Source organism: Algoriphagus zhangzhouensis, from assembly GCF_900148515.1.
GTDB lineage: Bacteria > Bacteroidota > Bacteroidia > Cytophagales > Cyclobacteriaceae > Algoriphagus > Algoriphagus zhangzhouensis.
In genome coordinates this window covers 534,944-549,651 of the sequence record NZ_FRXN01000001.1, presented here as the reverse complement: position 1 = coordinate 549,651, position 14,708 = coordinate 534,944, and the positions used below count along the sequence as shown (strand labels likewise).

Here is a 14,708-nt window from a genome sequence, read left to right as displayed (position 1 = left end):
ATATTCCAGAAAATATCAGGAATTGAGCTTTGGCTCCAACAAATACTTCACTTCTTGGATCGCAACTTTGAGTTTACTTTGAAATAATGAAAAATGAGAATCAAACTCATCACCAAATCCAGATGTTTCGATAATAACTTTTCCAGCAATCAGGATTTCGCTCAAATCATCGAAACCAAACATGGCCAAAGTAGGCTTTACCTTATGTCTTATCTGCTGAATGATCACATCATCCTTCAATTGCTTTCCTTCAGCATACTTTTCCTGAAGTTCAATCAAACCAGAATGAATAGCTTTGGTAAGGTCTTCTCTAAACTCTTCATCGCCTTCAGCCATATCGAGGATATGCTGATTCAATTCAGGGTAGGCTAAGCTCATATTGTCTTTTTAAAAGGTGGACTTGCCGGCCAAATACCCAGTTGACCAAGCTGCTTGGAAGTTAAAACCTCCTGTAATTCCATCTATATTCAGTACTTCCCCGGAAAAGTAAAGATTAGGGTGATATTTACTTTCCATGGTTTGGGTGTTTACCTCATTCAAGCTGATTCCTCCGGCGGTGACAAACTCCTCCTTGAATGTGGTTTTCCCTTCGACCTTCAAATTATAGCAAAAAAGATTTTGCACCAATTTATTGATCTGCTTTTTATTCAAATTCCCATAATTACTTCCTTGAGAAATCTCAGATTTGTCCAAAAAATGAGCCCATAATCTTCCAGGAATATCAAAAAGCGGGTAATTTTTAAGCAATCTTGCTCCATTGGCTTTTCCATATTCAATCAGGTGATTCTTGAAATCTTCCTCACCATATTGTTGATTCCAATTGATCATAGCATGAGCCTTATAATCCTGCTCAAACAGCCACGAAGCACCAAAAGCTGATAATTTCAACACAGCAGGGCCACTTACTCCCCAATGGGTAATTAGCAAAGGACCACTGTATGAAAGTTTGGTCCCCTGAAGTCGTATATGAGCATTTGGAACCGATAAGCCCATCAATTCTCGAATTGATTCTCCCGGAGTATTAAATGTGAATAAAGAAGGTATGGGGGAAATCAATTCATGCTTAAGTGCAAAAAGAAATCTATAGCCTTCCTTCTTGGGAAAGCCTCCTGTAGCAAGAATGACTTTATCAGCCACTATTCTTTCCGAACCGAATTCGAGTACCCAGGCTTCATCTTTGGGCTTAAGGCCTGTCAATCCCATTCCAGTCTGAATTTGAATACCACTTTTATGAGCTTCAGATTGTAGGGCAGAAATGATGGAAGAGGAACTATCAGAGACGGGAAACATTCTTCCATCGTCCTCGATTTTCAACGGAACTCCCCTGCTTTCAAACCATTCGATGGTATCTTCTTGTTTGAAATGGCGAAAAACCTGTTTCAAAAACTTCTCTCCACGCGGATAATTCTTAACCAACTTCCCTATTTCCATGGGACGATGTGTCACATTACACCTTCCTCCTCCTGAGACTTTTACCTTGGAAAGCAACTTGGGAGACTTCTCATAAATGGTCACTTTCCTACCTGGGCCAGATGCATGAATTGCAGCAAAAAAGCCCGAAGCTCCACCTCCTATTACCGCGATATTCAAACCTATACTATTATGATTAACAAATAGTTAAACTAATTACCTTCTACGCGTAAATGAACCTAAAATACCTCTGGTTAATTCGCGGAAAATGGTCCTTCCGATTTGTCTCACCATGGTGTTTTTGCTGAGTTCTTCTATGATAGATTCGTCTTGCTTAGTTCGTCGAGTTGTTCTAGGTTTTGGTCCAGGTAAAACTGCTTTTTCCTGTTCTTTCTCGATTTTCTCTAGCTTGTCTCCCAAGATTTCAAAGGCACTTTCTCGATCGATTTCCTGATTGTATTTATCAATCAAATCAGAAGATTTGCATACATCATCTATTTCTTTTTCAGTCAGGATATCCATGCGAGTGATTGGCGCACGAACCAAAGTATGAGCCAGCGGAGTTGGTATCCCTTTCTCATTCAATGCTGTGATCAATGCTTCACCAATCCCCATAGAAGTCAGAACCTCTGAAGTTTCATAATAGGGCGATAAGGGATAATTTTCAGCGGTTTTGGTAATTGCTTTACGGTCTTTTGCTGTAAAGGCTCTCAAAGCATGTTGAACCTTCAAACCTAATTGACCTAAAACAGAATCAGGAACATCAGTAGGAGTTTGTGTACAGAAATACACTCCTACACCTTTGGATCGGATAAGCTTTATAATTGCCTCAATCTTTTCTAAAAGATCTTTGGAAGCATTGTCAAACACCAAATGAGCTTCATCGATAAACAAACAAAGCTTTGGCTTGTCATCATCTCCTTGCTCTGGGAAAGTTTCATAAATCTCAGAAAGAAGACTCAACATAAAGGTTGAAAAAAGCTTTGGTTTGGATTGAACATCGGTCAATCTAATAACCGACACCACTCCTCTTCCATACTTGGTTCTCACAAAGTCCTCAACCTCAAAGGATTTCTCACCAAAGAATCGTTCAGCACCTTGCTGTTCCAACTCAATGATTTTTCGCATAATAGTATTCACGGAAGCAGAAGAAACCTGACCATATTCTTTGGTTACAGCTTCTTTACCTTCATTAGTGATGTATTGCAGCACCTTTTTGAGATCTTTTAAATCCAGCAATGGAAGTTGCTGCAAATCACAATAGCGGAATATCAAAGAAATGATGCCACTTTGAGTATCATTCAATTCCAGAATCTGAGAAATAAGAACTGGCCCAAATTCTGAAATAGTGGCCTTCATTCTTACTCCCTTTTCATCTGAAATAGACATCAGCTCAACAGGCAAGCCCATTGGATCATAGTCCACTCCTATTTTTTCGGACCTTTTCAAAATAAAATCAGATGCATCTCCGGGTTGAGCCAAACCTGAAAGATCACCTTTCAAATCCATCAAAACTGAAGGAATACCCTTTAGAGACAATTGTTCTGCTATCACCTGTAAGGTCTTGGTTTTACCCGTTCCGGTAGCACCCGCAATCAAACCATGACGGTTCATTGTCTTCAAAGGAACTTTGATCTGGGCACCAGTGATAGGCTCACCATCAAGGATTCCTGTCCCCATGATGATGTAATCTTTTTTATAAACCTGACCATCAGCCAAGTATTTGGTAAACTCTTCTTGTCGATTCTCTGTACTCATTTTCGAAAGATTTTAGAAAAAGCAAACTACAAAAAAAACCTTTTTGCTCAGGGCAAAAAGGTTTCTAAATGAAATTACTATTTCAAATTTTAGTATGTCACCATTGGTTCCAATGCTTTTGCTTGGCTGATAAAGTCTTCCACTTTAGAAAGAGCTGGAACAGCTTTAGTCAAACCTTTTTCTTCTTGGGTCTTTGTCAAAGCAGCGTGAAGATTTTCAGCGTTTCTGTTACGTAGTTCTTTCACAGTGTCCACTCCTGCAGCTTTCAAAAGTTCTGCAAACTGACTTGCAATTCCATTAATTCTGAAAAGGTCAGCCATATTCACCCAAGTAAGGATTTTTGACTCATCGATACCAGAGGCTTCCGCCAATTTCTTTCTTCCAGCTTTAGAAGCTCCTGCTTCCAAAAGACCTTCTACGGTTTTGATTCCTGCCTCACCAAGTTTCCCTTTGAATACTTCGCCAATTCCTTCAATTGCATCAATTGCCTTTGCCATTTTTGATAAAATTTTTATAAACACTAAATAAATACTCAAAAGCATCCTTCTTTATAAGGAAGTACTAAATCGTTCTCCTAAAATAAAGACAATTTTCATCTTCCAAAATCCATTTTAGTAATTGTTTGAAAATTCACCGTTTGCAAACATTAACTTTACCTTTCCAAAAACTTCTTGTTTATTTTGTCATTCAATCAGCAAGTAACAGTGTACTCAAAATTTCTATTCTCAGCCCTTCTTATTCTAACTATCTTTTCCTCAAAAGCTTATAGTCAAGGAGTTCCTAATTTGGGACAGACAGATCGATGGATGAAAGGAGCCCTTGCTGCCATGGAGCGGCAGGATTATGAGACCGCAAATTCTATTTTCAGGAATCTAATTGATTCGGGTCTACCATTGCCAGAAGAAATGCCCTACTATTTTTCAGAGACTTTGTTTGAGTTGAAACAATATGACAATAGCTCTAACTTTTTGTCCAAATACTTTGAATTAAATGGTTTTAGAGGCGAAAATTACCAAGGAGCAAAGGAGCTGGAAGAAAAGTTAAAGACGCCACTAGCAGCAATTGCCAGCTGTCAACTTTGTAATAGAAAAGGCTATAGATTAGAAACATGCGAAACTTGTAATGGCACTAAAAAACTAGAACAGGAATGTTCTTATTGTAAAGGCCATGGAATAGTAGGTTGTAGTAAATGTGCTGGAACTGGAATGATCACCAAGAGAAATATCTTTAACATCGTCGAATACTACGAGTGTGACCGCTGTGCAGGAAAAGGAAGACTAACCTGCCCTACTTGTAATGGATCTCTCAAAGAAGTCAGTGAATGTAAAACTTGCGGAGGAAGCGGCACTGTTCCTTCCGAAGAAATATGTGATCACAAACCTCACGAACATTTATAAAAAAATGTTTATTTCAAAAACAGGAATTTGAAACAAAAAAGGGTGATTTTCTGCCATTTAATTTATTCGTCCTTTTTCCTGTAGGTGAAAAAGAGGACCAATCCCGATCCCGATAAGTATCTGGATACGAAACCACCGCTGTCCATTTTTGGGTTAAACAAATTCATCTAAGGAATTGAATTTTTCACTTGCCCTTTAACTCCAAAGTTTATAAACACCCATAAATAATTCAATCAAACTGGACTTCAAACTATTGAATGTACTTTTGGCATGGCCCAAAATGTACCAAAAGGCCTAGTCGCAGCTAAGCTTCCACCGCACATAGCCATCCCACACCTCGCGGCTGCGACCTCCCACCGCACCACTAGATTTGAGTTTTAAACAACATTTAAATAATAGAAGAAACTAAAAAGATTCCAGAATTTGCTTTGAAGTGGCTGTTGACGGATTGAGGTCAACAAGCGTGAAGAAAATCGGATAGTTCCGAAATGTTCGGAAATCCGGTGATTTTTAGCGTTTGACCCGCATGGGCTCAAGTCTCCTGTCTCGTGACTGCCATTTCTTACTTCATTTCCATCACAATAAGAATCAGTAGTTAAAAACTTCAACATTGAAAAGCACAAGTCGGGAGACTTGCGCTAGCTGGGATGTTTTCACTCAAAATGGAATTTGATTTGGTGAGAAGTTTCTAAAAAATAATCCAAATGAAAAAGCCCCGAAAATTCGGGGCTTTTTATTTGGACTCTTAGTTACAATATTTTTTGAGAGCATCTTCAGCTCCCGGATATTCCAGACCCTTTGCCAATTGAAAGTCTTCACAGGCACTTTTCTTTTTCTTAGTAGCCACTTTCAACATTCCTCTATTGAAATAAGCTTGGCCAAAATTCTTATCCAGCTTAATCGCATTATTATACGACTTCATAGCATCATCCGTATGTCCCAATTGATGTAGGGTTCTTCCTTTCATAAAAGAAGCCATTGCCGGTGCTCCAGAAATCTCTTCAGCTTTACCTGCATAGATCAAAGCTTTGGAATAGTTCTTTTGTGAATAGTGAATATTAGAAATACTCAATAATACCTGAAAGTTATTAGGATCAATCTGAGCCGCTTTTTCAAAGTCTATTAAAGCAGAATCATATTCACCCTGCTCCTCATGCGCTCTCCCACGATTATAAAGTGTGGTCACATCATTTGGGCTGAACTTCAATGTTTCAGAATACTCATTGACAGCTTGGCTGTATTCTCCTTGAGAGAAATAGACATCTCCTTTACTCTCACCAGAATTAGAACAAGCCAGACATGCAGCACTTAAAAGCACTGCAAATCCGGCCCGGAATAAAATTTTCATATTAGTTGGTTTAGACTGCTACGTTGTTTTCTCTTAAAGCGTCGTTTAGAGAAGTTTTAAGGTCCGTAGAGGCTTTTCTTTGTCCAATAATCAATGCACATGGCACTTGGAAAGTTCCTGCATTGAATTCTTTGGCAAGTGATCCAGGAATCACCACTGATCTTGGAGGCACATATCCTTTGTACTCCACAGGCTCAGATCCTGTCACATCAATAATCTTGGAACTAGCTGTTAGGGTGACTCCAGCTCCGATTACCGCTTCTTTACCAATTCTTACACCTTCTACGATGATTGCTCTGGATCCGATGAAAGCTCCATCTTCCACAATCACTGGTGCAGCTTGAACAGGTTCCAAAACCCCTCCGATACCTACTCCACCACTCAAGTGAACGTTTTTGCCGATTTGGGCACACGAACCGACTGTAGCCCAGGTATCAACCATCGTGCCACTGTCCACATAAGCTCCGATATTAACATAACTTGGCATCATCACCACTCCACTAGCCAAATAAGCTCCATATCTAGCTACAGCATGAGGTACAACTCTAACACCCTGCTTAGCATAATTGGTTTTCAAAGCCATTTTATCATGGAATTCGAATGGACCAACTTCGATTGTCTGCATTTTTCGGATAGGGAAATAAAGAATCACTGCCTTCTTTACCCAATCATTTACTTTCCAGCTACCGTCTTCCAAAGGTTCAGCAACTCTCAATTGACCTGAATCCAAGTCAGAGATGATGGTTTTGATAGCGATTTCAGTATCTTTTTCTTTCAACAATTCTCGGTTGTCCCAAGCTTTTTCAATGATTTCTCTGAGTTCCATTATTTTGTTTAGTTTCGTTTATGCAACAGAAAAGGGCCGAAAAGACACCCGTTTTAATAGCTTCTGGACTCAAACCGGTCCAGGATATCCGGGCTTTTAGAAAGCTCGGCCTTTCGATGAGCGAAACAAATAAATACAGCCTAAACTTCATAGGCTTTTGCCCTAAAAGGTCTTCAAAAAGCGAGAAATTCCGATACTTTTATTCCATCACCGATACAAAATCTCTATGGCAACGAGCTTGGATGCCTTTCCGATTTGCTCAAATAGTCCAAAAAGTTCGACCTAAAATCGTCATTTGTTGCACTTGGGAATATCTCCCAATAGCAAAACTTCTAAAGAGAATCTATGGCTTTAAGTTGATTTATGATGTTCAGGAAAACTACGTAGCTAACCTAAATCTCAATCCTGAAAGAGGAACAATTTCCCGCTTCTTAGCCAAATCTCTGATCTCATTTTCGGAATCCAAAAATGGAATTGATCATTTTCTCCTGGCTGAAAAATGCTACGAAAAAGAGATGCCTAAGAAAAGTCCAGCTTTGGTTTTACCCAATTTATATGCTGGTGAAAAGGTAAAATTCAAGCCAGTATTTCTAGACCTTAACACCCCACTTCAACTCCTAATCACAGGAACTCTTAGCCCTAGCTTTGGGACAGAAAATGCACTTCTCTGGTTCATCAAATTGAGTGATAAATTACCTCAACTCAAATTGAAAATCGTAGGACATTGCACTTTAAAATCCTTCCAAAAAAGAGTTGAAAATCTCTCCAAAAACTATCCAAATATCAGCTTAAACATTTCCGAAAATCCAATCCTTCACGAGGAGATTATTGAAGAAATGAAGGCCTCAGATCTTCTGCTTTTAGCATATGAAGACCGAGCAGAATTCAGGTCAAAGATGCCTACTAAATTGTATGAATGTGCAGGGTTGAACATCCCCATTTTGCACACACCAAACAGCCAGTGGCAAGAATTTTTAGCTCCATTTAACGGAGGTAAAAGCATCAATTTTTTAAATCTAAATCAAGCGGAAACTCAATTCAAAAGCGCACTTCAAGAACCATTTTTCTCCCAAAATCCTCCCCTGGAAATTTACTGGGACACTGTGAAGAACTCCTTTCTGGAGATTCTTTAATCCACACTTTAGTCCACACATTGTTTTTCTCCCCGCGTGGATAAGTGGAAAACTTATCCACCTACCCCGCTCTTTTTACACTCATTTTCATAAAATGGAAACTCGTTTTTCATTTATGGATTTTCATTTTTTAACCTAAATATCAATAATCAATACATCATAAACACCTATTATTTAATTGATTACATTTTTATTTCTGCTATCCTAATTATTATTTTAGACAGGCCTAATACGTAAATCACATTAAAAATTAGCTTATCAACAGCCGATTTAGATAATAATAAATATATTTTTAGCTAAATCTAATTTAATTTTTATATTTGCCTTATAACAATTGACTCATGAATCTGACTACAGCGGAAGAGAATTATTTGAAAGCGATCTATCACCTATCAGATGGTGGTAGCAAATCCGTCAGCACGAATGACATTGCAGGTGAAATGAAAACCAAGCCTGCTTCTGTCTCCGACATGCTTCGAAAACTTTCAGACAAAGAGGTGATCGAATACAGAAAATATTATGGAGTTCATATCACTGAGGAGGGTAAAAAAAGAGCACTCCAAACAATCAGAAAACATAGACTCTGGGAGGTCTTTTTGGTTGACAAACTCAACTTCGCATGGGACGAAGTTCATGAGGTTGCAGAGGAGTTGGAACACATTCAATCCCCCCTACTCATCCAACGATTAGACGCCTATTTGAACTACCCGAAATTTGATCCGCATGGCGATCCGATTCCAGATGAATATGGAGATGTCCGAGCAAGACCAAGAGTCCCTCTAAACGAAATGGATCTCGACCAAACCGGTCAGATCGTGGCAGTGAAAGATAGCTCAGCGGCCTTCTTGAGATACCTTGATAAAGTGGGTGCTTACATCGGCGCAAGAATCAAAGTTTTGGACCGAGTGGAGTTTGATGGATCTCTTGAAATTTTGGTTGACAACAAGAAAAATATCTTCATGTCAAAAGATGTAGCCGGCAACATTCTAGTCATTCAATCATGAGAAATTGGTTTTTCGTAGGACTCATTTTTTTAGGATTTTCCTCCTGTCGTTTCCAATCGGAAGAGGATAATGGAAAGGTGACAATTGTGGCCACCACCTCTATCCTAGCGGATGGAATCCGGAACTTAGTAGGTGACCAAGCCAGAGTTATTTCTCTTATGCCTGCTGGAGTTGACCCTCACCTTTACAAGGCTTCCGTTCGAGATTTGGATTTATTGGAAAATGCAGACTTGGTGATTTATCACGGTTTGTACCTGGAAGGAAAAATGACTGAGATTTTTGAAAAGTTGGCTTTCAGCAAAGACTTGATCAATGTCTCAGAATCCATCCCCGATTCTTTGTTATTAAGAGCAGGCCCCGAAGCCCACAGCGTTGATCCGCACATTTGGTTTGATGTCAATCTTTGGAAGCTTGCCATGCAGCATGCTTCAGATGAAATTATCAAATGGAAACCTGAATGGACAGATAAAACCCAAGAGCTTTCCAAATCCTATCAGAAACAATTGGATGAACTCAACCTAGAAGTTCAACAAAAAACAAAACAACTAACCGAAAGCCAACAAGCCCTTATAACCGCACACGATGCTTTCGCCTATTTTGGAAAAGCCTATCATATCGAGGTAAAAGGCCTCCAAGGACTTTCTACTTTGAGCGAACCCGGATTGAGAGATCTTACAGGCTTGATTCAATTTATTATCGAAAGAAATATCCATGCGGTATTTGCGGAGCAAACCATTTCCCCCAAAGCAATCACTGCAGTTGTAGCAGGTTGTGCAAATGCAGGCCATACCATCAAATTGGCGGGACCGCTATATACAGACAGTCTGGATAGCCCCAACACCCCAGCCGGAACCTATATTGGAATGGTAGAAACCAATCTCAAAACCATATTTGAAAGCCTTCAACCATGATTAAACAAATAGAAAACCCCTTATTGGAAATACATGATTTGACAGTCAGCTACGATCAATCTCCAGTATTATGGAATATTGATTTTAGTTTACCGGAAGGAAAACTTATCGGAATCCTGGGACCAAATGGTGCTGGAAAATCCACACTGATTAAAGCCATCATGGGATTGGTAGAACCAACAGGTGGTTATGTCAAGATTTTCAATAAAGATCTGGATCAGGTTAGAAATCGAATCAGCTATGTCCCCCAGCGGGAGTCAGTCGATTGGAATTTTCCTGCTTCGGTTTTGGATGTGGTAATGATGGGAACCTATGGCAGATTGGGACTTTTTAAAAGACCCGGTAAAAAAGAGAAGGATCTAGCCTTTAACTGTCTTGAGAAAGTCGGAATGACCGCTTTTGCCAAAAGGCAGATTTCGGAACTTTCAGGTGGACAGCAGCAGCGGGTTTTTATTGCAAGAGCACTTGCACAAGAAGCTGATTTGTATTTGATGGACGAGCCTTTTGCCGGAGTAGATATGGCTACAGAAACTGCCATTTTCCAATTACTTCAGGAAATGACGAAGGAAGGGAAAACCGTCATAGTTGTGCACCATGATATTCATTCGGCCATGACATACTTCGAATGGATCATCATGTTAAATCTCCATTTGGTTGCCTCTGGTCCAAAATCAGATGTAGTCAATGAGGATTTACTCAGAAAAACTTACGGTGGAAAGTTAAACCTTTTGAGCAAGGTTACAGAGATAATCCGCCAACAAGAGTTTAACCCATTAAAGAATTGATATGGAAGATTTCTTATACTTCTTTTCTTTTCAGGACTCTTCTATCGCCTTTATTGTTTTAGGGATCACTATCCTTGGAATTGGATCTGCCTATGTTGGCACATTTAGCTTTTTGGACAACAAAGCACTCCTTGGCGATGCCATCTCCCACTCTGTCCTCCCGGGGATTTGTTTGGGATTTCTTTTGGCCGGAGAAAAGAACCCATATTACATTGTAGGAGGTGCAATCATATCTGGGTCTGCAGCTACTTTCTTGACCTCTTGGCTGAAATCAAACACCAAACTGAGTGAGGATTCAATCATTGCAACTGTCCTTTCCACCTTTTTTGGGTTTGGAATTGTTTTATTGACCATAATTCAAAAGACTGGAAACCCTGAAATGGCCGGATTGAACCAGTTTATTTTTGGAAATGCAATCGGAATTCTGGAAGAAGACCTCTGGGTTTATGGAGGACTTTCCTTAATCATCATATTATCCTTAAGCCTGATGATGAAAGAATTCAGCCTTCTGGTTTTCAACCAAGAATTTGGTAGGGCGATTGGCTATCCCATGGATTTTATCCGATTGGTATTTAATATCCTGATGATTCTTTCTGTGGTTATCGGAATTCAAGCCATTGGAGTAGTATTAATGGCGGCTCTATTAATCACACCGGGAGCTGCAGCAAGATTTTGGACCGACCGCCTCTCTACCCTATTGATACTGGCAGGACTTTTTGCTGTGATTTCTGGTATTACGGGAACCTACATTTCTTTTGTCATTCCTAAAATGCCAACAGGGCCTTGGGTCGTAGTCTCACTTTCAGCATTGGCATTAATCTCCTTTTTATTCGCACCGAAAAAAGGAATCTTGTTCCGATATATTTCAAGAAGGAAATACCTACGAAAAACCCATCGAGACCACGTTTTGAAAAGTCTATTTAAAGCTACAGAAGAAGGAAAAAAAGGACTTTCGAAGGATGAATTATTGGGTCTTTATCCTCACCATAAAAAAGAGACTTTAGGATCAATTTCTTATTTACTAAGAAACAATCAATTAAATAATATTCAAGGACTTATAGAATTATCAGAATCTGGAAAAACTGAAGCAAAACGAATCGTTAGACTTCATAGATTATGGGAATCCTACTTGAATGAATACATGAATATTGCCCCAGATCATGTCCATGATTCAGCAGAGAAACTGGAACATTTAATTACACCAGAACTTGAAGCTTTATTGGACAACCGTCTGAAATATCCAAAACTAGATCCACATCAGGAAAATATCCCAAGAGACAATGATAACATTTGATCAAAACGCCTTTCTTATCATTTCCACAGCATCCCTGATCGCAATTTCCTGTGGACTTTTGGGAGTATTTATGATGCTCCGCAAAATGTCCATGACTGGTGATGCCATTTCTCATGCCGTGCTTCCGGGTATCGTCATCGGTTATTTTATCTCGGGAAGCCAAAGAGGTGTTGAAGTAATCGTTGGAGCTGGACTACTGGGAATACTGGCGACTTTGATAATAGACTTTCTTCGGAAAAAGGCAAAAGTCCAATTAGATGCATCTATTGGAATCACCTTTACCCTCCTATTTGCAATCGGAATTATCCTGATCAATTTACTAGCCTACAAAGTCGATCTGGATCAGGAATGTGTCCTTTATGGGGAAATCGCCTATCTCCCAATCGACCTTTGGATCACAGATTCCGGTTTTAGTATGGGCCCCAGAATTATCTGGCTAGCTCTTCTCAATCTACTTTTGGTAGGTTCTTTCATCTTCTTATTATTCAAAGAATTAAAACTAACCAGTTTTGATGAGGGATTTGGGATGGTAATGGGAATTCCTGCCGGTGCAATCAACTTAGCCTTGATGAGTATGGTATCCTATACGACAGTAAGTAGCTTCGATGCGGTTGGTGCGATTTTGGTAGTTGCATTATTGGTCGTACCGCCAGCAACTGCTTTCCTTTGGACCAAAGACATCAAATCTCTTATAAAACTGACCATTGGAATTGGAATTGGAATTTCAGTTTTGGGATACTATCTCGCCTTTTGGGCAGATTCATCTATTGCTGGGATGATGGTGACAGTTGGCGGAGCTGTATTTCTGATTTCTGCTGTTTTGACCAGTAAAAAGTTTAAATTTCGACTTGGAACCCAATCTAACCAGGAAGCGTTCAATTCTTGAATGAAGACACCCATGAAAAAAATAATCTTTCTATTTGCCTTCGTATTTGCATCAACATTCGCTTTTTCCCAAGAAAAAATCGAATGGATGAAATTTGAAGACGCTGTAGCTGCCAATGAAAGCAATCCAAAAATGTTCATTGTAGACGTTTATACGGATTGGTGTGGCTGGTGTAAAAAAATGGACAAAGAGACCTTCACTGACCCGAAGGTTATCGCATATATCAATGAAAATTTTCATGCAGTAAAATTAAATGCGGAAGATTCCCAAAGAACTTTTGAATTTGGTGGAGAGGAGTTCTCAGAAGCACAAATGGCTGCTGCTATGAGAGTTCGCTCCTACCCTAACTTTGTGGTAATCGAACCCAGCATGAAAAATATTGCCCAACTTCCGGGCTACAGAACTCCAGACCAATTTATGGAAGGCCTGAACGAGTTAATTGAAAAAGCATTTAGAATTAAGCCATGAGTTTCTCTCTCGCCGAACGCGAAGACACCATCATTGCATTGGCAACCCCACAAGGTGTTGGCGCCATTGCTGTCATTAGACTTTCCGGGAAAAATGCCATAAAAATCGTCAATGAGGTTTTTTATGGAAAAGACTTAGAAAAACAGCCTTCTCATACCATTCATTTTGGAACCATCCGAGATGGTGAAAAGATCATTGACGAGGTATTGGTTTCATTATTTGTCACCCCAAAGTCATTTACCAAGGAAAATGTAGTAGAAATCTCTACACATGGCTCCTCCTATATAATCAATCAGGTCATTCGACTTTTTGTCAAAAAGGGAGTTCGACCGGCTAAACCAGGAGAATTTACACAACGAGCATTCCTAAATGGTCAATTCGATCTGGCCCAAGCTGAAGCTGTGGCCGATTTGATCCATGCTGATTCTGAAGCTTCCCACAGTGCCGCTTTGAATCAAATGCGTGGAGGATTCTCTTCTGAAATTCAGGAGCTAAGGACTCAATTGATCCATTTTGCTTCAATGATTGAACTCGAGCTGGATTTCACAGAAGAAGATGTGGAGTTTGCCAGCCGTGATGACCTTCGAGCTTTGGTAGAAAGGCTATTGAGAGTTGTCGAGGAATTGATCCTAAGTTTTGATTTGGGGAATGTGATCAAAAATGGTGTTCCTACTGTAATCGCAGGAAAACCAAATGCCGGGAAGTCTACCCTATTGAATGCTTTGCTCAATGAGGAGAAAGCGATCGTTTCAGATATCGCCGGAACTACCCGTGATTTTATTGAAGATGAAATCAATATCGGAGGAGTTATTTTCCGATTTATAGACACAGCTGGTCTGAGAGAAACAACTGACACCATTGAGGCCATTGGAGTAAGCAGAACTCAGGAAAAAATGAAAACAGCTTCCTTGATTCTATACCTATTTGATTTGGGTGATACGGACCTAGTGGAGATTAATCGAGATATCAATAAGCTGGAAAATTTGGGAGTTCCATTTGTTAAAGTTGCAAATAAGATTGACAAGGCTAATTCATTGTTAATAAATGAATTAAAAGAGAAACATCCTGATACAATTTTTATCTCTGCAGGCAATAAGGATAACCTAGAGGGATTGAAGGCAAAGATCCTAGAATTGGTAAATCTGGATAAATTTAAAACTGGAAATACGGTTGTAACCAACATCCGTCATTACGATTCTTTGACCAAAACTAGAGAGTCACTTTTGGATGTATTGGGTGGATTGGACAATGAAGTAACCAATGATTTCTTGGCTATGGATATCCGCAGATCCCTTCATTTCTTAGGAGAAATCACCGGGGAGATTACTACAGATGATTTGTTGGCTAATATATTTTCGAAGTTTTGTATCGGGAAGTAAGCAAGCTTAAAAAGCGACATGATTATATCAGATGGTGGAATTACAAATTCTGAATAAAGTGAAAGTCATAATTTGTAATTCCGCCTTACTTAAACCCCTCATTCGGCTA

Annotated in this window: 15 protein-coding genes; 9 read left to right on the top strand and 6 right to left on the bottom strand. The window is 39.5% G+C overall.

The genetic code is table 11. The features are described 5' to 3' along the window. Nucleotides 1–15: 15 nt before the first annotated feature. From BUF13_RS02385 to BUF13_RS02370, 4 genes are all read right to left on the bottom strand, one after another. Complete coding sequence (locus BUF13_RS02385; RefSeq protein ID WP_073570142.1) at nucleotides 16–378, bottom strand: hypothetical protein; 363 nt, start codon at nucleotides 376–378, stop codon at nucleotides 16–18. A 9-nt stretch (nucleotides 379–387) separates the two neighbouring features. Further along, on the bottom strand, nucleotides 388–1,590 hold the full coding sequence (locus tag BUF13_RS02380; RefSeq protein WP_073570141.1) for a BaiN/RdsA family NAD(P)/FAD-dependent oxidoreductase: 1,203 nt from the start codon (nucleotides 1,588–1,590) through the stop codon (nucleotides 388–390). A gap of 36 nt (nucleotides 1,591–1,626) precedes the next feature. Further along, nucleotides 1,627–3,168: a helicase HerA-like domain-containing protein gene (locus BUF13_RS02375; RefSeq protein ID WP_073570140.1), complete on the bottom strand. Its 1,542-nt coding sequence runs from the start codon at nucleotides 3,166–3,168 to the stop codon at nucleotides 1,627–1,629. Nucleotides 3,169–3,257: 89 nt separating this feature from the next. Next, nucleotides 3,258–3,665: a DUF4332 domain-containing protein gene (locus BUF13_RS02370; protein WP_073570816.1), complete on the bottom strand. Its 408-nt coding sequence runs from the start codon at nucleotides 3,663–3,665 to the stop codon at nucleotides 3,258–3,260. A 207-nt stretch (nucleotides 3,666–3,872) separates the two neighbouring features. On the opposite strand from BUF13_RS02370, the gene BUF13_RS02365 reads away from it, so the two are divergent. Continuing rightward, nucleotides 3,873–4,565: a J domain-containing protein gene (locus tag BUF13_RS02365; RefSeq protein ID WP_073570139.1), complete on the top strand. Its 693-nt coding sequence runs from the start codon at nucleotides 3,873–3,875 to the stop codon at nucleotides 4,563–4,565. A 745-nt stretch (nucleotides 4,566–5,310) separates the two neighbouring features. Here BUF13_RS02365 and BUF13_RS02355 read toward each other — a convergent pair. Both BUF13_RS02355 and BUF13_RS02350 read right to left on the bottom strand, forming a co-directional pair. Beyond that, nucleotides 5,311–5,913 (bottom strand): tetratricopeptide repeat protein, encoded by a 603-nt coding sequence (locus BUF13_RS02355; RefSeq protein WP_073570137.1) that lies wholly within the window; start codon nucleotides 5,911–5,913, stop codon nucleotides 5,311–5,313. 10 nt (nucleotides 5,914–5,923) lie between these two features. Then, nucleotides 5,924–6,739 carry a 2,3,4,5-tetrahydropyridine-2,6-dicarboxylate N-succinyltransferase gene (locus BUF13_RS02350; RefSeq protein ID WP_073570136.1) on the bottom strand — a complete coding sequence of 272 codons (816 nt, stop codon included), beginning with the start codon at nucleotides 6,737–6,739 and terminating at the stop codon, nucleotides 5,924–5,926. A gap of 116 nt (nucleotides 6,740–6,855) precedes the next feature. On the opposite strand from BUF13_RS02350, the gene BUF13_RS02345 reads away from it, so the two are divergent. From BUF13_RS02345 to mnmE, 8 genes are all read left to right on the top strand, one after another. Continuing rightward, the gene (locus tag BUF13_RS02345) at nucleotides 6,856–7,872 is read left to right on the top strand and encodes a glycosyltransferase family protein (protein ID WP_134204306.1); all 1,017 of its coding nucleotides are present in this window, start codon (nucleotides 6,856–6,858) and stop codon (nucleotides 7,870–7,872) included. A gap of 341 nt (nucleotides 7,873–8,213) precedes the next feature. Continuing rightward, nucleotides 8,214–8,876, top strand: a complete 663-nt coding sequence (locus BUF13_RS02340) for a metal-dependent transcriptional regulator (protein WP_073570134.1) — start codon at nucleotides 8,214–8,216, stop codon at nucleotides 8,874–8,876. Continuing rightward, nucleotides 8,873–9,787: a metal ABC transporter solute-binding protein, Zn/Mn family gene (locus BUF13_RS02335; RefSeq protein ID WP_073570133.1), complete on the top strand. Its 915-nt coding sequence runs from the start codon at nucleotides 8,873–8,875 to the stop codon at nucleotides 9,785–9,787. Before BUF13_RS02340 ends, BUF13_RS02335 begins: the two co-directional genes overlap by 4 nt. Beyond that, nucleotides 9,784–10,572: a metal ABC transporter ATP-binding protein gene (locus BUF13_RS02330; protein WP_073570132.1), complete on the top strand. Its 789-nt coding sequence runs from the start codon at nucleotides 9,784–9,786 to the stop codon at nucleotides 10,570–10,572. Before BUF13_RS02335 ends, BUF13_RS02330 begins: the two co-directional genes overlap by 4 nt. A gap of 1 nt (nucleotide 10,573) precedes the next feature. After that, nucleotides 10,574–11,866, top strand: a complete 1,293-nt coding sequence (locus BUF13_RS02325; protein ID WP_073570131.1) for a metal ABC transporter permease — start codon at nucleotides 10,574–10,576, stop codon at nucleotides 11,864–11,866. Beyond that, on the top strand, nucleotides 11,853–12,752 hold the full coding sequence (locus tag BUF13_RS02320; RefSeq protein WP_073570130.1) for a metal ABC transporter permease: 900 nt from the start codon (nucleotides 11,853–11,855) through the stop codon (nucleotides 12,750–12,752). The genes BUF13_RS02325 and BUF13_RS02320 overlap by 14 nt, the downstream gene beginning before the upstream one ends. Nucleotides 12,753–12,764: 12 nt before the next feature. Beyond that, nucleotides 12,765–13,220 (top strand): thioredoxin family protein, encoded by a 456-nt coding sequence (locus BUF13_RS02315; protein WP_073570815.1) that lies wholly within the window; start codon nucleotides 12,765–12,767, stop codon nucleotides 13,218–13,220. After that, nucleotides 13,217–14,599 carry a tRNA uridine-5-carboxymethylaminomethyl(34) synthesis GTPase MnmE gene (gene mnmE, locus BUF13_RS02310; protein WP_073570129.1) on the top strand — a complete coding sequence of 461 codons (1,383 nt, stop codon included), beginning with the start codon at nucleotides 13,217–13,219 and terminating at the stop codon, nucleotides 14,597–14,599. The genes BUF13_RS02315 and mnmE overlap by 4 nt, the downstream gene beginning before the upstream one ends. Nucleotides 14,600–14,708: the final 109 nt, after the last annotated feature.